The 21,049-nt window shown below is 58.7% G+C and carries 20 protein-coding genes; 11 read left to right on the plus strand and 9 right to left on the minus strand.

What is annotated here, in order from left to right; genetic code table 11:
- Positions 1-10: 10 nt before the first annotated feature.
- Positions 11-559, minus strand: a complete 549-nt coding sequence (locus ACR0AO_RS04950) for a redoxin family protein (RefSeq protein ID WP_480600557.1) — start codon at positions 557-559, stop codon at positions 11-13.
- Positions 560-718: 159 nt separating this feature from the next.
- Positions 719-1,636 carry a hypothetical protein gene (locus ACR0AO_RS04955; RefSeq protein ID WP_480600559.1) on the minus strand — a complete coding sequence of 306 codons (918 nt, stop codon included), beginning with the start codon at positions 1,634-1,636 and terminating at the stop codon, positions 719-721.
- Positions 1,637-1,828: 192 nt separating this feature from the next.
- On the opposite strand from ACR0AO_RS04955, the gene lipA reads away from it, so the two are divergent.
- Positions 1,829-2,779: a lipoyl synthase gene (lipA, locus tag ACR0AO_RS04960; RefSeq protein ID WP_480600562.1), complete on the plus strand. Its 951-nt coding sequence runs from the start codon at positions 1,829-1,831 to the stop codon at positions 2,777-2,779.
- Positions 2,776-3,918: an amidohydrolase gene (locus tag ACR0AO_RS04965; protein ID WP_480600566.1), complete on the plus strand. Its 1,143-nt coding sequence runs from the start codon at positions 2,776-2,778 to the stop codon at positions 3,916-3,918. Before lipA ends, ACR0AO_RS04965 begins: the two co-directional genes overlap by 4 nt.
- A gap of 7 nt (positions 3,919-3,925) precedes the next feature.
- On the opposite strand, the gene ACR0AO_RS04970 is transcribed toward ACR0AO_RS04965, so the two are convergent.
- Positions 3,926-4,099, minus strand: a complete 174-nt coding sequence (locus ACR0AO_RS04970; protein WP_480600569.1) for a hypothetical protein — start codon at positions 4,097-4,099, stop codon at positions 3,926-3,928.
- Between the two features lie 14 nt (positions 4,100-4,113).
- On the minus strand, positions 4,114-4,662 hold the full coding sequence (hpt, locus tag ACR0AO_RS04975) for a hypoxanthine phosphoribosyltransferase (protein ID WP_480600571.1): 549 nt from the start codon (positions 4,660-4,662) through the stop codon (positions 4,114-4,116).
- Between the two features lie 72 nt (positions 4,663-4,734).
- Between hpt and ACR0AO_RS04980 the strand changes: the two genes are divergently transcribed.
- Together ACR0AO_RS04980 and ACR0AO_RS04985 are read left to right on the plus strand one after the other, a co-directional pair.
- Positions 4,735-5,181, plus strand: a complete 447-nt coding sequence (locus ACR0AO_RS04980; RefSeq protein WP_480600574.1) for a type II toxin-antitoxin system RatA family toxin — start codon at positions 4,735-4,737, stop codon at positions 5,179-5,181.
- 38 nt (positions 5,182-5,219) lie between these two features.
- Entirely contained in the window at positions 5,220-6,518 is a 1,299-nt protein-coding gene (locus tag ACR0AO_RS04985) for an MmgE/PrpD family protein (RefSeq protein WP_480600576.1), read from the plus strand.
- A gap of 75 nt (positions 6,519-6,593) precedes the next feature.
- Here ACR0AO_RS04985 and ACR0AO_RS04990 read toward each other — a convergent pair whose 3' ends face one another.
- The 4 genes from ACR0AO_RS04990 to ACR0AO_RS05005 form a co-directional block, all read right to left on the minus strand.
- Complete coding sequence (locus ACR0AO_RS04990; protein ID WP_480600580.1) at positions 6,594-7,775, minus strand: ammonium transporter; 1,182 nt, start codon at positions 7,773-7,775, stop codon at positions 6,594-6,596.
- Between the two features lie 170 nt (positions 7,776-7,945).
- Positions 7,946-8,428: a CinA family protein gene (locus ACR0AO_RS04995; RefSeq protein WP_480600582.1), complete on the minus strand. Its 483-nt coding sequence runs from the start codon at positions 8,426-8,428 to the stop codon at positions 7,946-7,948.
- A complete protein-coding gene (locus ACR0AO_RS05000) occupies positions 8,425-8,922 on the minus strand; it encodes a phosphatidylglycerophosphatase A family protein (protein WP_480600875.1) in 498 nt (165 codons plus the stop codon). The genes ACR0AO_RS04995 and ACR0AO_RS05000 overlap by 4 nt, the downstream gene beginning before the upstream one ends.
- Positions 8,919-10,052, minus strand: a complete 1,134-nt coding sequence (locus tag ACR0AO_RS05005) for a bifunctional 2-C-methyl-D-erythritol 4-phosphate cytidylyltransferase/2-C-methyl-D-erythritol 2,4-cyclodiphosphate synthase (protein WP_480600584.1) — start codon at positions 10,050-10,052, stop codon at positions 8,919-8,921. The genes ACR0AO_RS05000 and ACR0AO_RS05005 overlap by 4 nt, the downstream gene beginning before the upstream one ends.
- A 182-nt stretch (positions 10,053-10,234) precedes the next feature.
- Between ACR0AO_RS05005 and dusB the strand changes: the two genes are divergently transcribed.
- The 5 genes from dusB to ntrX all read left to right on the plus strand — a co-directional run bounded on the left by dusB (position 10,235) and on the right by ntrX (position 17,455).
- Entirely contained in the window at positions 10,235-11,218 is a 984-nt protein-coding gene (gene dusB, locus ACR0AO_RS05010; protein ID WP_480600588.1) for a tRNA dihydrouridine synthase DusB, read from the plus strand.
- A complete protein-coding gene (locus ACR0AO_RS05015; protein WP_480600591.1) occupies positions 11,215-12,297 on the plus strand; it encodes a two-component system sensor histidine kinase NtrB in 1,083 nt (360 codons plus the stop codon). Before dusB ends, ACR0AO_RS05015 begins: the two co-directional genes overlap by 4 nt.
- Complete coding sequence (locus tag ACR0AO_RS05020; RefSeq protein WP_480600594.1) at positions 12,297-13,664, plus strand: response regulator; 1,368 nt, start codon at positions 12,297-12,299, stop codon at positions 13,662-13,664. Before ACR0AO_RS05015 ends, ACR0AO_RS05020 begins: the two co-directional genes overlap by 1 nt.
- A 99-nt stretch (positions 13,665-13,763) precedes the next feature.
- Positions 13,764-16,049: a sensor histidine kinase NtrY-like gene (locus ACR0AO_RS05025; RefSeq protein ID WP_480600597.1), complete on the plus strand. Its 2,286-nt coding sequence runs from the start codon at positions 13,764-13,766 to the stop codon at positions 16,047-16,049.
- Positions 16,046-17,455, plus strand: coding sequence for a nitrogen assimilation response regulator NtrX (ntrX, locus tag ACR0AO_RS05030; protein ID WP_480600599.1), 1,410 nt, complete (start codon positions 16,046-16,048; stop codon positions 17,453-17,455). Before ACR0AO_RS05025 ends, ntrX begins: the two co-directional genes overlap by 4 nt.
- A 14-nt stretch (positions 17,456-17,469) precedes the next feature.
- Here the strand turns inward: ntrX and ACR0AO_RS05035 are convergent, their stop codons facing one another.
- Complete coding sequence (locus tag ACR0AO_RS05035; RefSeq protein ID WP_480600601.1) at positions 17,470-17,949, minus strand: hypothetical protein; 480 nt, start codon at positions 17,947-17,949, stop codon at positions 17,470-17,472.
- A 96-nt stretch (positions 17,950-18,045) separates the two neighbouring features.
- On the opposite strand from ACR0AO_RS05035, the gene trkA reads away from it, so the two are divergent.
- Both trkA and ACR0AO_RS05045 read left to right on the plus strand, forming a co-directional pair.
- Positions 18,046-19,422, plus strand: coding sequence for a Trk system potassium transporter TrkA (gene trkA / locus ACR0AO_RS05040; RefSeq protein WP_480600603.1), 1,377 nt, complete (start codon positions 18,046-18,048; stop codon positions 19,420-19,422).
- Complete coding sequence (locus ACR0AO_RS05045) at positions 19,422-20,960, plus strand: TrkH family potassium uptake protein (protein WP_480600607.1); 1,539 nt, start codon at positions 19,422-19,424, stop codon at positions 20,958-20,960. The genes trkA and ACR0AO_RS05045 overlap by 1 nt, the downstream gene beginning before the upstream one ends.
- Positions 20,961-21,049: the final 89 nt, after the last annotated feature.

Raw genomic sequence — 21,049 nt, forward strand, 5'->3', positions numbered from 1 at the left:
GTCTGGCGGATCAGGCGAAAGCTTCTTCTTTTGCCTCTGTCAGATGCCGCAGCAGCGTTTCCGGCGACGAAACGCCATAGGGGTCTTCTGGGCAGTTGTCCATCAAGCCCGGTTCTTCGAACCATGCCTCGACGACACCGTCTTTGACGATGGCCGCATAGCGCCAGGAACGCATACCAAATCCCAGATTGTCCTTGTCGACCAGCATGCCCATCTTGCGGGTGAACTCGCCGGAGCCGTCGGGGATCACCTTGACGTTTTCCAGATTCTGGTCCTGCGCCCATTTGTTCATGACAAAACTGTCGTTGACGGACAGGCAGTAAATTTCATCGATGCCGTTGGCACTGAACTCGTCAAAACCCTTCTCGAAACCCGGCAGCTGATAGGTCGAGCAAGTGGGGGTGAACGCGCCCGGCAGCGAGAACAGAATCACGCGCTTGCCTGCGAAATAGTCTGCGGTGGTCCTGTCTTCCCAACGGAACGGGTTCGGGCCTTCTACGGCGTCGTCGCGCACGCGGGTGTGGAAAGTCACGTCGGGCAGTTTTGCGCCTGCTTTCATGTTCTTGCTCCTTGCGAATTCACATTTTCGGAGCGGGCCTATGTCGATTCTCAAACCGCTTCAACACAAAAGTTCAATGCCACGCAAGCGGACGGAAATGCGCTCGCTTCCAACGAACTCAGCCGGACTGTATCGGGATTTCACTGCTGGGTTCCGGGATCAAACCCGCTGGGCCTGCGCCTCTTCGACAAGCTCATCGATTTCGTCAAAACCTTTTTCGCATCGCTTGTACGTATTCGAAACGACCTTGATCAGATTGTTCAGGGCCTGCCTTTCCTTTGGGTCTTTCAGGTCCTTGATTTGCTTGCGCATCTTTTTCGACGCGGCGGCGATTTCGTCATTCAGCCTTTCCAATGCAGTAAGTTCGGACTTGGCCATGGACAAAGATTTTTCCGCATTCTTTAGGTCCTTGCCAAGGTTCGCCTTTGCGGTCTTGCAATAATGCGTGATTTTGCGTTCCGCTGATGAAATTTTGCGTTCTGTCTTTTTGCGTTGGTCTTCCTGCATCGACTTGGGAAACTCTGGCGGCGAGGATTTTTTGACCGCATCCGCAACGATCTTGTCGACGGATGCCTTAATTTTCCGTGCATAGAAAACGACATGCACGGGCAGGCCGCTTGCCTGCTTGCCAGTTTTTTGCAGTTCGGGAAGGGCGGCCTTGACCGCCTTCATAGTAGTTTCAGTCTTGGCGGCATCACCGTCGGACTTACCGCTTTTCAGTTCCTTTTCAACTTTGGTGCATTGCTTTTTCAGCTTGGCATGCAGTGTGTCGGCGCGTTTGGTGTATTCGGTGAATTCATCAATGTTTTCATGATGCTTCTTGACGGCCTTGGTCCAATCTTCCAATGCCTTCTTGTAAGCACTCTCGTCCTTGAAATCATCCGCCTTTTTCCCGTCGTGCCCGCCTTTTCTGGCATCTTCTATGGCTTCGGAAATTTTGTCTTCCAATTTCCAGACCTGATCCAGCCAACTGGTGATGTCTTTCTTGAGTTTCTTTCCTTGCGCTGCGGATATCCCCTTGATCTCTTTTTCCAGGGTTTTGAATTCCTTGACCAACTTTTTTGCTTCGCCAGGCATTGCCGACCTCCGCTGAACGCTCCACACCACGTTTCAGTATCAGCCTGAGCCTTTGACTTGGCAAGCTTGGAGAAAGCGAACGTTGCGGGCTGTTCGGCCCCGCGCATAGCGGCCATGCGTCGCTGGCGTTACTTTCGGCGAAAGAATATGCTAGAGGGCGTGAAACCTGTCTCAATCAATAGGTAGCCGCCCGTGCGCGATCTGAAAATTCCCGAACAACGCCATCCTGAAAAAGCGCATCGCAAGGACAATGCGCAACCCAAAAAGCCCAGCTGGATTCGCGTCAGGGCGCCAGGTGGCAAAGGATATGCCGATACGCACAGGATCATGCGGGACAACAACCTCGTCACTGTTTGCGAAGAGGCGGGGTGCCCCAATGTGGGCGAGTGCTGGTCGCAGGGTCATGCCACCATGATGATCATGGGCGAGATCTGTACGCGGGGCTGTACCTTTTGCAACATCGCCACGGGCCGCCCCGATGCGCTGGACACGTTTGAGCCGGGCCGCGTCGCGCATGCGGTCGAGAAACTTGGCCTGAACCATGTGGTCATCACCTCGGTCGACCGGGACGATCTCGACGATGGAGGGGCTGAACATTTCGCCCAGACGATCCGTGCGGTTCGGCACCGCTCACCCAAGACCACCATTGAAATTCTGACACCGGATTTCCTGAAATGCGATCCGTCCGTGCTGGAGGTCGTGGTCGAGGCGAAACCGGACGTATTCAATCACAATCTGGAAACCGTTCCCGGCCTGTACCCCGAGGTTCGCCCGGGCGCGCGGTATTTCCATTCGCTACGCCTGTTGCAGAAGGTCAAGGAACTGGACCCGGCAATGTTCACCAAATCCGGCATCATGGTTGGGTTGGGTGAAACCGAACAGCAGGTGCGGCAGGTCATGGATGATATGCGCGCAGCCGACATCGATTTCCTGACCATCGGTCAATACCTGCAGCCCACGCCGAAACATCACGGCGTTGACCGTTTCGTGACGCCCGAGGAATTCGCGGCCTATGAAAAGGCGGCCTTTGGCAAGGGATTCCTGATGGTGTCCGCCACGCCGCTGACCCGGTCTTCGTACCATGCCGGCGATGATTTTGCCCGGCTGCGCGAGGCGCGGATGGAAAAGCTCGACCAGGCATGACGCCTGCGACGCTGGCCCGGCTTACGGCAATCCGGCATGAATTGCACCAGCACCCCGAGATATCGGGCGCAGAGGTGCAAACCGCTGCGCGCATTGCCGAGTTGTTGCAGGGATTTGCCCCGGACAAGATCATCACCGGGATCGGGGGGCATGGTGTTGCCGCCCTCTTCGACAGTGAGATAGAAGGACCAAGCGTCGGGATTCGTTGCGAGTTGGATGCGCTCCCGATCGAGGAACTTTCCGGCGCCGCCTATTCGTCAAAACACCCCGGCAAAGGGCACTTATGTGGCCATGACGGCCACATGACCATGGTTCTTGGCGTGGCCGAAGCGCTTGCAGCAGAACGCCCGAAACGCGGTCGCGTTGTATTGATTTTTCAGCCGGCCGAGGAAACCGGGAAGGGCGCAATTGCGTTTCGCGGTGATCCCAGGTTTGTACAATTTGAACCAGACTATGTTTTTTCCCTGCACAATTTGCCCAGTTTGGAGCTCGAGGCTGTCGAACTTTGTACAAGCGCGACGAACTGTGCCTCGCGTGGAATGCGCGTCGTTCTGACCGGAAAGACCTCTCACGCGGCCGCGCCGCAGGATGGAATCTCTCCCGCCGACGCAATGGTACAACTGATGCCAGCGCTTTCCGGATTGGGGAAGGGCGGCGAGCTGAACGATGACTATGCCCTCACGACGTTGACTCACGCGGAACTTGGAGAAAGGACATTTGGTGTTGCGCCCGGACGGGGAGAGATCTGGGTCACGCTCCGCACCGTATCGGACGCCCGCATGGAGCGCTTGGTTGCCGACGCGGAGGCCCTTGTTCACCGTGCGGCACAGGCGGCTCGCTTGGGCGTTGACATCACCTATGACGATGTGTTCGACGCGTGCGTAAACCACTGGGAAGCCGTGGAAATTCTTGAGAGCGCATGCCATTCGGAAAGCGTTTCCGTGAATCTGACAAGCTTGCCACAGCGGTTTTCCGAAGACTTCGGTCAATTCGGAAAAGGCGCGAGGTCGGCGATGTTCTGGTTGGGGGCGGGGCGGGATCATCCGCAACTGCATAATCCCGACTATGACTTCCCCGATCAGCTCATACCGGTGGGTACGGGAATCTTTCTGGCCGCCATCCGCGAAGTCCTGGGTTAGGCCCGCATCAAGGCCGCAACCGGAGCGATCCGGTTCGCGCCCAGTCGGGCCACCAGCCAAAGTATTCGATACCAGCGATAATCAGGCACACGAGGATGACTCCGAATACCAGCTTGACCCGCTTGTCGGATGGTGGGCGGCGGGCCCATTTGGCCATGCGCAGAAAGTGAAGGATATTCATCGCCTCAACCCGGCTCAGGCTGGTTCCTGAACAAACCTTACCTTACCGATAAACGGCAGGTTCCGGTTGCGCTGTGCATAGTCGATGCCATAACCCACGACAAATTCATCGGGAATTTCGAAACCAACCCAGTCTGATCGGAAATCCACCTCGCGGCGGCTCGGCTTGTCGAGAAGCGCGATGGATTTCAGGCGTTTGGGACTGCGACTGATCAACAGGTTCGTGACGTGGTTCAATGTGTGTCCGGTATCGACGATATCCTCGACAACCAGAACATCGCGCCCTTCAATTGCGGCGCGCAAGTCTTTGAGAATACGTACTTCCCGGCTGCTCTCCATCGAGTCGCCATAGGAGGATGCCTCGAGAAAATCCACCTCGATCGGAAGCTCCAGTTCGCGCACTAGATCGGCGATGAAAACGAAACTGCCACGCAGAAGCCCGACGACGACCAGCTTGTCCGTGTCGTTGAACTCGGCGGAAATCTCCCGGCACAAATCTTCGATTCTGGCTGCAATGGTCTTGGCCGAGATCATTTCATCTATCACATAGGCGCGCTGGCTCATGTCATCCCCCTTGATCTTTCGGGCGCAACATACGACATGACGCGCCATTGTCACCAAGTAAAACCGGAACTGATGCCTATACACTCGGAAACCCGTCACCTGCCTTACACCGCTCAGCAGATGTACGATCTGGTCGCCGATGTGGGCAGGTATCCTCAATTCCTGCCGTGGTGCGCGGCGGCCCGCATCCGGCGGACCTATGCGTTGGGCGAGGCGGAAGTGATGGAGGCGGATCTGGTCATCTCGTTCAAGGTGTTCCGCGAACGTTTCGGCAGCCGGGTGACGCTGTTTCCCGGGCCGAAGAAGATCGATACGGAATACCTTGACGGTCCCTTTCGCTACTTGAAATCCGACTGGTCCTTTGAGGATGCGCCCGATGGTGGCTGTAACGTTTCCTTCCACGTGGATTTCGAATTCAAGAACGCAGTCCTTCAGGGCATCATAGGTGTGGTGTTCAATGAAGCGATGCACCGAATTGTCAAAGCCTTTGAAAAGCGCGCGGTCGAGCTCTACGGCTAAGGCTTTACCCGGGCCATCGCGGCGCTAGACTGCGCCTCATGACTGATTTTACCTCTGAACTGGCCGCATTCGTCGTTGGCCCGGTCTCGGCAGGCGCCCAAGCCCGCATCGTAACCTCGCTGTCGGCGCTGGATTGGCTGGCGGTCGGGCGTGCCGGCGCGAACGAGCCCGTATCCCGGATCGTTAGGGACATGGTGCTGGACGAGGGCGGCACGCCACAGGCCAGGGTCTTTGGGCAGGGCGCGGCCCCGATGCGCGGTGCTGCCCTGGTCAATGGCACCGTTTCCCATGCGCTCGACTATGACGACACCCATTTTGCTCATATCGGTCATCCGTCGGTTGCGGTGTTTCCGGCAGCTCTGGCGATGGCCGAATGGAGCGACCGGATGCTTGTGGAACTGTTGGAATCCGCCCTGGTCGGAATGGAGCTTTCCATACGTGTCGGGCTTTGGCTTGGGCGCGGGCACTATCAGACCGGATTTCACCAGACAGCTACGGCCGGGGCCTTTGGCGCCGCTGCCGCTGCCAGCCGGCTGGCGGGGCTGAATGCGGGGCAGGTCGAACGTGTGCTGGGCCTGACCGCAACGCGTGCGGCGGGTCTCAAGGCGCAGTTCGGAACCATGGGCAAGCCGTACAATGCAGGCATTGCCGCCGCGAGCGGCGTTGAGGCGGTTCTTCTGGTACAGCGCGGGTTCGAGCCCAACGCAGGGTCGCTGGAAGGCCCGTACGGGTTTTGCGCGACCCATCACGGCGGCGGTGATACCGGATCCGCGTTGAACGGCCTGGGGAATGAGTGGCTTTTCGAAACCGTCAGCCACAAGTTTCATGCCTGCTGTCACGGATTGCACGCAGCGTTGGAGGCCGGGCTGAAACTGGATATCGCGGAACCCGAAGTGGCCGAGATCACAGTGCAAACACATCCCAGATGGATGAGTGTATGCAATCAATTGGCGCCAAGCACGGGTTTGGGGGCAAAATTCTCCTATCACACGGTGATTGCGATGCAGGCGCTGGGATATGACACGGCGAAACTCGAAAGCTACTCGGAAAAAACCTGCAACGATCCACGCCTGATTTCACTGAGAGAGCGGATCAAGGTCGAACAGGATGAAACGCTTTCCGAAACTCAGGCCCGGCTGTCCTTGCTGCGCCGGGATGGCGTCCGGCGCGAGGCCGAACATGACCTGATGGCACCGGTCTCGCTGTCCGAGCGCGAGGCACGGGTAAGAGAGAAAGCTGCCAAATTGATCGGCCGGCAGAGCGCGGACGAAATCTGGTCTCTGCTAAGAACCGGCGGCCGCGCGTCGGACCTTGCCGATTATCTGAGTGTTGCGTGATCCGACCAATGAAAAAGCGGACCCCCAAGAGGTCCGCTTTTGCCCTTTCGGGCGGCAGAGCATGCCAAGGTGGGCTCAGCTGCTCATGTCATAGGCCCGCTCGCCATGAACGGAAAGGTCGAGCCCGTTTGTTTCAGTCTCGGCATCTACGCGAAGCGGCACGACCAGTGCAACCACCTTGACCAACACAATCGTGACAACTGCCGTATAGGCACCCACGATTGCCAGCCCACCCAGTTGGGCGGTCCAACTGCCAAGCCCGTAAACGGCGATCATGATGGTGCCGAAAATCCCGCCGACCCCATGCACGGCGAACACGTCGAGCGTGTCGTCGATCCTGAGTATATTGCGCACGACGTTGACAGCTTCCTGGCAAAGGACTCCGGCCACGGCCCCGATGAGCAGGGCCTGAACCGGATCGACATAGCCAGACGCCGGCGTGATCGACGCAAGGCCCGCGATGGTGCCGGTGACGAGGCCAACCAGCGACGCCTTCCCGTATTTGATCCGTTCCCAAAGCGCCCACGTCAGCGAGGCGGTCGCGGCGGAGATATGGGTGACCGTCAAGGCCATCGCCGCCCCGCCATCCGCGGCCAGTTGCGAGCCACCGTTGAACCCGAACCAGCCGACCCAAAGCATCGCGGCGCCGATCATGACAAAGCCGGGATTGTGCGGTGGAACGGTCCGGTTTCGGCGTGGTCCCAGAAAGACCGCGATGATCAGGGCCGCGAGTCCTGCAGTTTCATGCACGACAATGCCGCCGGCGAAATCACGCACGCCGGTTTCTCCGAATATGCCGCCATCGGTAAGGATGCCTCCGCCCCAGATCCAATGAACCACGGGGGCGTAACACAGCAGCATCCAAAGGCCCGAGAACGTCAGGACAAAGCCGAACCCCACCCGTTCCACATACGCGCCGACAATGAGCGCCGGGGTGATAATGGCAAAGGTCATCTGGAAGGCGAAGAACAGGATTTCGGGCAGAGTGCCCGACAGGCTGTCCGGGGTGATACCGATCAGAAACGCCTTGTCCAACCCGCCCCATATCCCGGACGTGCCGCCACCAAAGGCGATGGAATAGCCAGCAATCATCCACAGAATGCTCATCAGGCAGGCAATTGCGAAACAGTGCATGAAAACGCTCAGCACATTCCGCGCCCGAACGAGGCCGCCATAAAACAAAGCCAGCCCCGGCAGGGTCATGAAAAGGACCAGCGCGGTGGCGACGATGATCCAGGCAGTATCGGCTCCGTTCATGGGCCGCTCTCCTTTTCGGTATTCGGGGGCAAAGCCCCGGTGAGTGAAGGTGGAGAGCGTTGAACCCAAATGATCGCGAGGAAAAAAGAGGCATCCCGCGCGCAGCGTGCCTGTTTTTACGCCTTTTGTTCGGTTGACGTCGTTTTGCGCGCAATCTGGCGCAGTTTGCCTTATTTTTGGGCGATGCGGGAAAGGCCGTGATCCAACAGGTTCAGGGCATGATCGCGGGCGGCCAGTCGCACTTTGTCCCGGCCAAGCGCACCGAATTCAACTGTTTCGGTCAAAGTTGCCAATCCATCTGCGGCCAGTGCGAAACAGACGCGGCCTTCGGGTTTGAATTCCGATCCCCCCGGTCCCGCAATCCCGGTGACCGACACGGACAGCGCTGCCCGCGAGTGGCGCAAGGCGCCCTCGGCCATCTCGCGTGCCACGTCTTCCGAGACGGCGCCGACTGCATCGAGCGTCGATGCGGAAACGCCCAGCATCTCCTGCTTGGCGCAGTTCGTGTAGGTTACAAAGCCTCTTTCAACCACGGCGGAACTGCCCGGAATATCCGTCAGTGCAGCGATGACCATGCCGCCGGTGCAGCTTTCGGCGGTGGCAATCATGACGTTCATGGTCTTGGCGCGGTCGAGAAGGCCGGCAACATTCATAGCCCCAGTATCCCATGTGAAATGAACGCAAGAACCGCGACGCCGATCGCGGCAAACGCGCCCGCGATGACATCGTCCAGCATCACCCCCATCGGATCGCCACGACGGTCGGCCCAGCCGACGGGGCCGGGTTTGGTGATGTCGAACAGGCGGAACAGCAGGAACCCGGCGACCCAGCCGGGCCACAGCTTGGTGATTTCGATCCCGTGCGCCCAGGCCGGGTATGAGATGGCCCACAGGGCGATGAACTGCCCGGCGACCTCATCGATCACGATCTCGGACGGGTCGTGATCATCCTGCCCTGCAGTCATGATCCGGGTCGCCCACAACCCGCCCAGAAAGGCTGCGGCGGTCGCCAATACCAGCAGGGGAAAGCCTCCGATCTTGTGCAGAACAAAGGCCAGGGGCAGGGCCGCCAATGAGCCCCATGTGCCGGGGGCAGGGCGTATATAGCCGACGCCACAAACGGTTCCGATCAGCCGGGCCGGGGTCATGCGCGCACCAGACATGCGGTCGCAATCGAAGCGATACCTTCACCGCGCCCGGTGAAGCCCAGCCTCTCGGACGTGGTGGCCTTGACCGAGACCTGATCGGGTCTCAGCCCCATGATCTGGGCCATCGTTTCGCGCATGGCGGCGGAATGTGGCCCAATCTTGGGGTATTCGCAAATCAACGTGCAATCGACGTTCGACACCGCGTAGCCCATAGTCGAAACAAGCTCGACCGCGTGGCGCAGAAATATCTCGCTTGCGGCCCCTTTCCATTGCGGGTCCGAAGGTGGAAAGTGTTGCCCGATATCGCCCCGGGCCAGAGCGCCATAGAGTGCGTCGGTCACAGCGTGCATTCCAACATCGGCGTCGGAATGACCCTGCAATCCGCGATCATGCGGGATGTTCACGCCACATAAAGTAACGTGGTCCCCGTCGCCGAACCGGTGCACGTCATACCCGTTGCCAAGCCTGATATCCATGGCTGCTCCTAAAATGCGCTCAGCCCTTGCAAAGTCGCCGGGGCGCGTGATTTTCAGATTGTCCGGATCGCCCGGCACGATAGATACATCAATTCCCGCCGCGCGCGCGACTTCGACATCGTCTGCGGCTCCGCCCGGATGCCCGTTATGCGCCGCCTTGATGACATCATAGTGAAAACCCTGAGGCGTCTGTGCCGCAAAAAGATTGGTCCGGTCCTGGGTTCCGGTGACATGGCGGCCGTCGCCTGTCCAGAGCGCATCGGTAACCGTCAGCCCGGGTGCCGCAGCCTGGTGAGTGTCAAGGGCGCCAAGGACATCCCGAATGAGGCGCTGGGACACGCAGGGCCGCGCCACATCGTGGATGAGGACGCGCGAAACGCCAAGCTCGGCCAGTGCCTCAAGGCCGTTTCGTACGGAACCGGCGCGGTCCTGCCCGCCCGGTGCCAGCAAAAGGTCCGAGGCCGAGAACTCCTTCCAGGCGTCCGGGTCGTCTTCGGAAAGAACCAGCACGATATGGTTCAGCCCAGCTGCCCGAAATGCTTCCAGCGTCCAGTCGGCCACCCTTCGTCCCGTCAGTGCGCGCCACTGTTTCGGGACGCCACCACCAGCGCGCTGGCCACGTCCGGCGGCGACGATAATGGCGGCGGTTGTCATATGGGAAAAGCTCCTGTGATCCGGTTTCTGTTTAGGGGGAGGCGAAAGCAGAGGCAATCACCCGCGTCAGTGTGCCAAAAAATTGTGCACATGATGATTTTGTGGGCTTAAACCGCCCGGTTTGATTGTCCATTTGCGGAGATTTCGTTATCCATATCGCAAATGCACAAGGAATAGGCGATTTGACCCTGCGTCTCGGCGACAAAGACCTGAACCTGCCGGTGATACTGGCGCCCATGGCCGGAATCACGGATCGGCCCTTTCGCGACCTCGTGATGCGGTTCGGCGCGGGGATGGTGGTCAGCGAAATGGTCGCGAGCCAGGAAATGGTGCAGGCCAAGCCTGGCGTGCGCGAACGGGCGGAATTGTCCGCAGATATTGAAAACACAGCGGTGCAACTCGCCGGTCGAGAGGCGCACTGGATGGCCGAGGCTGCACGACAGGTCGCGGACCGCGGGGCGCGGGTCATCGACATCAATATGGGGTGTCCTGCCAAGAAAGTAACCAATGGTTATTCCGGATCTGCCCTGCTGAAGACTCCGGATCATGCATTGAAACTTATCGAGGCGGTGGTCGAGGCGGTGGACGTTCCAGTGACCCTGAAAACCCGACTGGGATGGGACGACACCCTGCTCAACGCCCCCGATGTGGCCAGACGCGCCGCTGAGGCGGGGATTTGTATGGTCACGATCCATGGACGAACACGGTGTCAGTTTTACAAGGGTCGCGCCGACTGGGACGCGATTCGTGCGGTCAAGGAGGCCGTTCCGGTTCCGGTGATCGCGAACGGGGACATTACGGATACCGCATCGGCGCGCGACGCTCTGGGACGGTCGGGCGCAGATGGGGTGATGGTCGGTCGGGGCGCGCAGGGCCGGCCCTGGATTCTGGCCCAGATTTGCCATGCCCTCTATGGTGCCAAGGCGCCCGATCTTCCGGTGCGTCACGATCTGGCCGACATGGTCTGTGCCCACTATGAAGCGATGCTGGCGTTTTACGGGACCGATCTGGGCCTGCGCGTCGCCCGCAAGCATCTTGGATGGTATTTGGACGAAGCAGACACCAGCGCCCCGCTGCGCCGAACCATTTTGACATCGCGTGATCCGCAAGAGGTTCTGCACATGCTGCCCGACGCGCTGCTGTCGCAACACGAGGAGGCGGCTTGAGCCTGGACCAAGATATCTGGACCTCGCTTCCGGTGCCGGCTTTCATCATCGATTCCGGGGACCGAATTGCGGATGTGAACTCGGCCGGCGAGGGGTTTCTAAACTCGTCGCGCAAATCGGTTATCGGAGAACCGGTCTGGGATCAGATTGCCGTGGATGCGCCACTGGAAACGGCGTTCCAGAAGGCGCGTGAAAATGGCACGCCGCTTTTCGTAAACGATGTGGATGTAGGGTCGGGCAGCCAGAGTCCGCTGCAATGTGCGCTTCAGATCGGCCCTTTGCTTGGTCAGCCCGGCGCGATGATCATGACGATTTCGCCGCGTGAGATTTCCGGGCGGATGACAATGAACCATACGGTCAAATCCGCGGCGCAATCCGCCATCGGGATGGCGGAAATGCTGGCCCACGAGATCAAGAATCCATTGGCAGGCATTACCGGAGCCGCCCAGTTGCTGAGCATGAATGTCGCTTCGCAAGACCTTGAATTGACAGATCTGATTGTCGCAGAAAGCCGTCGGATCGTTAAGTTGCTGGAGCAGGTCGAGCAATTCGGTAACCTCCTGCCTCCGGACCTCAAATCCGTCAATATCCATGACATTCTGGACCGGGCGCGCAGATCGGCCTTGCTGGGCTTTGGCGCCAATATGGCGATCGTCGAAGATTATGACCCTTCGCTGCCGATGGCCTATGGCGATCCGGACCAGTTGCTTCAGGTCATCCTGAACCTTCTGAAAAACGCAGCCGAGGCGGCAGGTCGGGAAGGTGGCAAAATCCGCCTGCGCACCTATTTCGAGCATTCCATCCGCCTGCGGCGCAACGATGGAACCGGCCATTCCCTGCCATTGCAGATCGAAATCATCGACGATGGTCCGGGCTTGCCCGAAAACATCAAGGCCGACATCTTTGACCCGTTCGTGTCGGGCCGCGAGAATGGTACGGGCCTTGGGCTGGCGTTGGTCAGCAAGATCGTTTCCGATCATGGAGGGTGGATTTCGGTGGATTCGGTCCCGGGCCGAACCGTGTTCCGCCTGTCGCTTCGACGCGCTCCGCGCGACGTGGATCAAGAGGAGAACATTTGATGGACGGCACAGTTCTGGTGGCCGATGACGACCGTACGATCCGTACGGTTCTCACACAGGCGCTGACACGAGCGGGATGCAGGGTTCACGCAACCAGTTCACTGACCACGCTGATGCGATGGGTTGGCGAGGGCAAGGGAGACGTGGTCATTTCCGATGTCGTAATGCCGGATGGCAACGGCCTGGAAATGCTTCCGAAAATTGCGCAGGACAGGCCGGGTTTGCCGGTTATCGTCATTTCTGCTCAGAACACCATCATGACGGCCATTCAGGCGGCCGAAGCCGAAGCCTATGACTATTTGCCAAAGCCGTTCGATTTGCCTGACCTGATGAAACGGACGGCCCGCGCGCTGGACCAGAAGCGCCGCACGCGCTCTGAGCCGCAGGAAGTCAGGAACGAACGTCCCGAAGAACTGCCTCTGGTCGGAAGCACGCCGGTCATGCAGGCCCTGTACCGGTTGGTGGCACGGGTCATGAACACGGACTTGCCGGTCGTGATTTCGGGTGAAAGCGGCACGGGCAAGTCCCTGATCGCAAGGGCCATCCATGACTTCTCGGATCGTCGCACCTTGCCGTTTGTTACGGTAACGGGGGCCGATCTGCGGGATCTTGACGGACCGGCGCGGGTTCTTGCACGCGTTCGCGGCGGCACGTTGCTGATCGATGAAATCGCGGATGTCGAAGAAGACATTCAGGCGCGGATCGTCAGGATGATCGATTCACCGGGGGATCATGTGCCCAGATTCATGGCCACCAGCCAAAGCGATCTGGCGGAGGCAATGGAAGGCGGCCGCATGCGGCAGGATCTTTACTATCGCCTGTGCGGGGCGACGCTCCATGTCCCTGCCTTGCGCGAAAGGGTCGATGACATTCCCTTGTTGGCCGAGCATTTCCTGGCACGGGATGAAAGCGAAAGCGCGTCGAAGCGCTGGCTGGGAAAAGAGGCCCTCGACCTGGTGCGCCGTTACTCGTGGCCGGGGAACGTGCGGCAGCTGGAAAATGCGATCCGGCGTCTGGGGCTGACCAGCCGAGGGAGCGAAATAACACGCAGCGAAGTCGAAGCCGTGCTGGGCAGCCAGCCCGAGGTCGAACCGGTACTGGGTGGAGGAGACAAGGAAAAGCTGTCGGCATCTGTCGCGCGTCACTTGCGCCGGTATTTCGATCTGCACGGCAACATGCTGCCGGCACCGGGCCTGTATCAGCGAATTTTGCGCGAGGTCGAAGCACCACTGATAGAAATTGCGTTGGATGCGACCGGCGGAAATCAGGCAAAATGTGCTGATCTTCTGGGGATTAACCGAAATACGCTGCGGAAAAAGATCACTGACCTCGATATAGAGGTGACACGGCGCCGCAAGCTGATGTAATATCGCCACACAAACCGTGGCAACTGGGTGTCTACCCGGCAAGGACCACGAAATATGGCGGTAAGCCGCTTAGGCGGCACATCAGAATGAGGGCGGCAGGTGGCAACCCGGTCACAGTACGGGCCAATCCCATCGATTATACGGTGGCGCAAGTCCAGAAAACTGCGCAATTTCGGGACTTTGGGGCTGGTTCTTTTAGGGCCAGTTCTGGCCTTTGCGACCTATCTTGTCATCGGGCCATTCGATCTTGGCGCATCCGCCTCGGCACTGCGACTCATTTTGCTGGCGGATCTGGTCTATGTTCTGGTGCTTGCAGCCTTGGTGCTGGGACAACTGGGCCGTCTGGTGGTGGCGCGGCGCGCCAAGTCGGCGGGGTCACGGCTGCATCTGCGGCTGATTGGCGCTTTCACGCTGTTGGCTCTGGTTCCAACCGTGACGGTTGCCATCTTTGCGGGCCTGACCATCAATATCGGGTTGGAAGGATGGTTTTCGGACCGTGTGCGACAAGTGGTCGGATCGTCGTTGTCCGCTGCCGAAGCCTATGAGCTGGAGCATCGCGAAGGTTTGCGTCAGGACGCGATCGTGCTTGCACGTTACCTCGATGGCGCACGTCAGTTGAATTATTATGTGACGGACGCGGAATTGCGCGAGGTGCTGGCCCAGGGCCAAAGTCAGATACAACGCGGCCTGCGCGAAGCCTACATTATCGACGGGACGGGCGAAATCCGGGCACGGGGCGACCGGTCCTATCTGTTCGACTATGAAAAGCCGACACCGGAAGAGATTGCGCAATCCAGTGGCGACGGCTTTCTGATCATCCAGGACTGGGGCAACAACGAGTTTCGCGCGCTTGTTCCTCTGCAAGTCTATCTGGATCGATATCTTTACGTGAGCCGGGAAGTCGACGGCGCAATACTGAACCTGTTGGACGATACCAAGGAAACCGTGCGCTTTTACAACCAGCTTGAAAGCGAACGGGGAAAGGTTCTGTTTGAATTCGGGCTTCTTTATCTGGGCTTTGCGGTCATACTTATTCTGGCGGCGGTTTCCTTGGGTATGTGGTTTGCCGAACGGTTGTCCCGCCCTGTAGGCTGGCTGACAACCGCGGCGCAGCGTGTCGGCGCAGGCGATCTGAGCGTTCAGGTGGCAGAAGGCGATGGAGATGACGAAATCTCGATGCTGGGGCGGTATTTCAACCAGATGACGCGGCAACTCAAAGGGCAGCGCGATGCCTTGCTGGAGAATACGCGACAGATCGAGCGACGGCGCAGGTTGTTCGATTCGGTTTTGAGTTCCGTTACCTCCGGCGTCGTCGGATTGGATTCCGACGGCAAAGTCACGTTTGTGAACCGTTCGGCGGAACGTCTGCTGGACTGGTCGGGGGATGAGCAGAGCCTGGCGTTGGGCATTGCGGTTCCGGAATTCCTGCCCCTGTTCGAAACTTTGGAAATCGGGACACAGGAAACCGTTCAGGGTGAGATCAAAGTGACCCGGAAGGGGCGGCTTGAAAACCTGCTGGTGCGCATGTCTACGCGTCGAAACGAGGATGACACGCTGGAAGGATATGTTGTGGCTTTCGACGATGTCACCGATCTGGTCAGCGCCCAGCGTATGGCGGCCTGGGGGGATGTGGCGCGCCGGATCGCTCATGAAATCAAGAACCCGCTGACACCCATTCAGTTGAGCGCGGAAAGGATCAAACGGAAATTCTCGCACAAGCTGGACGAGGACGATTGCGACGTTCTGATGTCCATGACCGATGTGATCGTTCGCCAGACAAACGATTTGCGGCGCATTGTCGACGAGTTCTCCAAATTCGCCCGAATGCCCGAGCCGGACCGGCACGAAGAAGATTTGGTTGAACTGGTCCGTGAAGCCGTGTTGCTGCAACAGTCCGGGCAGCCGGATGTAAGGTTCGAGGTGGATCTTCCGCAGCATCCTGTTCGTGCGGATGTGGATGCGACCATGCTCAATCAGGCATTGACCAATCTAATCAAGAACGCGGGTGAAGCCATTGAGACCCTGAAGAAAAATGGCGCTCCGAAAAATCTCTGTCCGGAAATCCGCGTGTCTATGACGGACTTTTCCGATGGCACCCAGATCAGGATTGCCGACAACGGTGTGGGCTTGCCCGAAGATCGGGCAAGATTGTTTGAACCGTATGTCACTACCCGGGACGAGGGCACCGGCCTCGGTTTGCCCATCGTCAAGAAAATCATTGAGGAACACGGCGGCAACCTCGTGCTGGAGGATGCGCCGGTATTCGACGGACAGGACCATTTCGGCGCGGTGGCCGTGATCCGTTTAACCGGGGTCCGGACCGACCCAGGAACTGCGTCACCAAAGCAGGCGATTAAACCAAAATTGAAAGCAGGCCAATCATGAGTGATATTCTGATCGTAGACGATGAGCGCGATATTCGTGAACTGGTGTCCGATATTCTGGAGGATGAAGGGTATTCCACCCGGCTGGCCGGCAATTCGGACGATTGCATGACAGCGATCAATTCCGATCCGCCGGGGCTTTTGATCCTGGATATCTGGCTCAAAGACAGCCGGATGGACGGCATTGACATCCTGAAGGCGGTCAAGCGCGACAATCCCGATGTGCCGGTGGTGATCATTTCCGGCCACGGTAACATTGAAATTGCGGTGGCCGCGATCAAGCAGGGGGCCTATGACTTTATCGAAAAGCCCTTCAACATCGATCAGCTGATGGTGGTTATCCGGCGCGCGATGGAAACATCGCGCCTGCGCCGCGAGAACGCTGCGCTGAAACGGCGCGAAGTCAGCTGTTCCGACATGATCGGCAAATCCGCGGCTTTCCGAACGATGCAGAACCAACTCGACAAGGTAACGAAATCGAATGGTCGTGTCATGCTGAGGGGCCCGGCGGGGTCAGGCAAAGAGATCGCCGCGCGCTATATCCACGCTCATTCCAACCGGGCCAATGCGCCTTTCGTGACCGTGAACTGCGCCGGCATGGAGCCGGAGCGGATGGAAGAGGTTCTGTTCGGGCGCGAATCCTCCGAACGCGGAATCGAATCCGGTTTGCTGGAAGAAGCCCATGGAGGCGTGATCTATTTCGACGAAGTGGCGGACATGCCGCTGGGAACGCAATCCAAGATACTGCGCGTTCTGGTCGATCAGCAATTTCAGAGGGTAGGCGGCACGGATAAGGTTCGGGTCGATCTGAGGGTGATCTCTTCGACGAACAGGGATCTGGAAAACGAAATTCGCGAGGAAAGGTTCCGTGAAGAACTGTACCACCGCCTGAACGTCGTGCCGGTTGCGGTGCCATCTTTGGAGGAGCGACGTGAAGACATACCGATGTTGGCGCAGCATTTCATAGAAATGTGCAATGAAACGCAGGGATTGCCGTTGCGCGAACTCAGTGACGAAGCCGTGGCGCTGATGCAGACGATGATCTGGCCCGGCAATGTTCGCCAGCTCAAAAACCTGGTGGAACGCGTTTTGATCCTTGGTGAAAATTCTGGCGCGATCGAACCGCGGGAACTCCCAAGCGAGGACCAAAGCACCGAAGAGGAAGGACGTGTCGTGTTGTCCGGGGCGCTGGCGACTTTACCACTGCGCGAGGCGCGCGAGGCGTTCGAACGGGAATATCTGCTGACCCAGATCAATCGATTTGGCGGCAATATCAGCCGCACCGCCAGCTTTGTCGGGATGGAGCGCAGCGCCTTGCACCGAAAGCTGAAGTCGCTCGGTGTGGTGACATCCAACAAATCCGGCGCGCGTGTCGCGCATGTGGACGAACCGGAACCCGCCGAATAGGCAGGACGAGAATTTCACCCCGCCTGTTGCGGGGTGATGATCTGGAACGAACCGTCGTCGAATTTGACAAAGCACGAACCTGCGTTCAGCGGCGGAAATGTCGTTGTCCGTTGCGCGGGAATTTGAGATTTCACGCTCTGTTTGCAGGCTGGCAAGCTAACTGGTTGAAATCCCTTTTGCGCCATGCATTGCGCTTCGACGCGGTTACGAAGGCCCTGATTGACGTCGACGGTATAGATATTGCCGGGTTGCCACCATCCGCCGGTTCTGTAGCATTGCCCGGCGCTGTTGCAGACGGTGCGGCCAGGATAATAGATCGGCGGGCTTTGGCGCACCTGAGTGGCGACCGGGGCATCCCTGAGTGCCTTGATCTGACAATCGGTGGTTTCGGTCTGCATTTTCGTCACCGATGCCCCTTCGCGATAATACAGCGAAAGCGGCCCGCAGGCGGACAGAACGAAGGCAAGCAATGAGATAGCGATCACTGTTTTCATGGGCTTACCTTGCCTCAACCTTGAGTTTTAGACAATTGAATTGACCACCAGAAAGGCATCTGTCATTCAAAACGCTCAGGCAGAAGGGCCAGAAACATGAAGGTCATCATTTGCGGCGCGGGTCAGGTCGGATGGCAGATCGCTCGCCACCTGTCGGGCGAACTGAACGACGTCACAGTGGTCGACAACAATCCCGATCTCGTGCGCCGTGCCACGGAAACGCTGGATGTACAGGGAATTGCGGGATTTGCCAGCTATCCGGATGTGTTGGAGCGGGCCGGCGCACGCGACGCGGATATGATCATCGCGGCCACCCATTCGGACGAGGTGAACATGGTCACCTGCCAGATGGCCCATTCTGTCTTTTCGATCCAGCGCAAGATTGCGAGGCTTCGGGCGAAATCTTATCTTGAAGCGATCCACTCGGATCTGTACCGGCGTGACCACCTGCCTATCGACGTGGTGATCAGCCCCGAGCGTGAGGTGGCCGCCGCCGCCATGCGCCGCCTGTCGGCGCCGGCCGCCTTCGATACCGAGTTGTTTATGGGTGGTCGGGCGCAGTTGCTGGGCATTCGCGTCGAAGAGGATTGCCCGATCGTCAACACGCCGCTGCGACAGCTGACAGACCTGTTCTCCACACTCAAGTCGATTGTGGTCGGTGTTCGCCGCGCAGGATCTCTGTTCGCGCCCGAACCGGACGATCAGTTGTTCGTGGGCGATGAATGCTACGTATTCACCGCTGTCGAAGATTTGGACCGGACGATGGAGGTTTTCGGCAAGACCCAGAAAAAGCAGGACCGGATCGTTATTGTCGGTGGCGGCAATGTCGGGCTGGAAGTGGCCAAAACGCTGGAGGAACGAGAGGGCCGCGCGCGCGCAAAGGTAATCGAGCGGGACCGGCGCTGTGCCGAGAAGGCCGCGGAAGAACTGGAACGGACCATTGTTTTGAACGGAGACGGGCTCGATTCCGCGCTGCTCAAGGAGGCGGGGATCGAGCGGGCCGATGCGATGCTGGCGGTGACTGATGATGATCGGACCAACATGTTGGCGGCTGTGCGGGCCAAGGCGGATGGTTGTCCGCTGGCCATTGCCCTTGTCAACGACCCTAGCATGGTGGCGCTGATGGGGCCGCTGGGCGTCGATGCCTATATCAACCCTCGTGCCACCACGGTCAGTTCCATCCTCCGCCATGTCCGTCACGGGCGTGTTCGCCAGGTTTATTCGATCGGGGATGCCGAGGCTGAAGTGATCGAGGCCGAGGTTTTGTCCACATCACCAATGGCGGGTCAAAAGCTGCGGGATATCGACTTTCCCGAAGGTGTCCTTGTCGGCGCCGTTCGCAAGGGGGATGAGGTTCTACGCCCGACCGGAAGTTTGCGGATTGAGGAAAAAGATGTGGTGGCGATCTTTGCCATGGCCGACGACGTGGCCGAGGTCGAGCGGCTGATGCAGGTATCGATCGACTTTTTCTGATGGTGGCGCGGGCGAAGCAACAGATCGGATATGTACGGCGGCTGCCGCTGTTTCTGCTGATCTGGGGGATTGCCTCGGTCACCATGTGGATTCCGGCCAGTTATGCGCTGGCGCTGAACGATCACCCGGCATCCAGGTCCTTTTTCTATTCCGGGCTGACCGGCCTTGTTGTCGTGACGATGATCGCACTGGCGATGCTGAACCGGTTTCCGAAACGGGGTACCTTGGGTCAGTTGGCCGCGCTGTTGGCGACCTTTGCGCTGATGCCTGTGTTCCTGGCAATCCCGTTTCACGATGCATTGGGCACAACCACGTTTCTGAACGCCTATTTCGATATGGTCAGCGCGCTGACGACGACCGGTGCGGACATGTTTCCCGATCCTCAACGGCTGTCCGCGCCGCTGCATCTCTGGCGCGCTCAGGTTGGCTGGATGGGAGGGCTGCTGATGTGGATTGCGGCATCCGCCATCCTGGCGCCTTTGTCGCTGGGCGGTTTCGAGGTCACAGCCAAGGGCGAACCGGGCCGTGCCGTGTTTGGCGTTGCGCAAAGTGAACAGGCCGATCCGCGCGGACGACTGCTGCGGATATCCAAGACCCTTTTTCCGGTCTATGCCGGATTGACCGGTGTTGTTTGGGTTCTTCTGCTGATCGCAGGTGATGAGGGCCTGACCGCCGTTTGCCATGCCATGTCGATCATGGCCACATCGGGTATTTCGCCGGTTGGCGGGCTCGAGGGGTCGACTTCGGGCCTGACCGGCGAGGCGATCCTGTTTCTGTTCATGTTCTTCGCGCTGTCGCGGCTGACATTTTCCTCGGATACGGCGGCGTCGGGATATTCACGCCTGGACAAAGATCCTGAATTCCGGATTGGGGTGCTTTTCATCATTGCCGTGCCGTTGGTTTTGTTCTTTCGGCATTGGTTAGGTGCTTATGACGTGAACGCCGAGATGGACGCCGAGGTTGGCTTGCGCGCCCTGTGGGGCAGCATGTTCACAGTGCTGTCGTTTCTGACAACCACGGGATTTGTCAGTTCCGATTGGGCGGAAGCCCAGCAGTGGTCGGGATTGGGGACCCCGGGAATGATCTTGATGGGTCTCGCCATGGTTGGCGGCGGGGTTGCCACGACAGCGGGCGGCGTGAAACTTCTGCGCGTTTTCGCTCTCTATCTCAACGGGTTGCGGGAAATGGAGCGGTTGATCTATCCGTCCTCGATCAGCGGGGCTGCGGGGGGCCATCGACGCATCCAGCGCGATGGGGCCTTCATTGCGTGGATATTTTTCATGCTGTTCGCGTTTTCCCTGACCGCCTTTACCATTGTGTTTGCTGTGCTGGGGGCGAGTTTTGAGCAATCCATGGTGCTTACAATTGCGTCGCTGACGACGACCGGGCCCCTGATCGAGACGGCAACAGAAATTCCGATCCGGTTGGTCGAACTTGGAGCCGGGGCAAAATTTGCGCTTTGCGCCGCGATGATAATCGGTCGGCTTGAAACACTGGCGATAATAGCACTCGTGACTCCATCCTTGTGGCGTGGTTGAAGAATTTGCTTGACGTTGCGTTATGCATTTCCTTTTTTCGTCTGGAATATCCTGTCGCGGCACTTCATACTGCTCCGGAGGGAGCGCGT

This window comes from Ruegeria sp. AF8, from assembly GCF_056541825.1.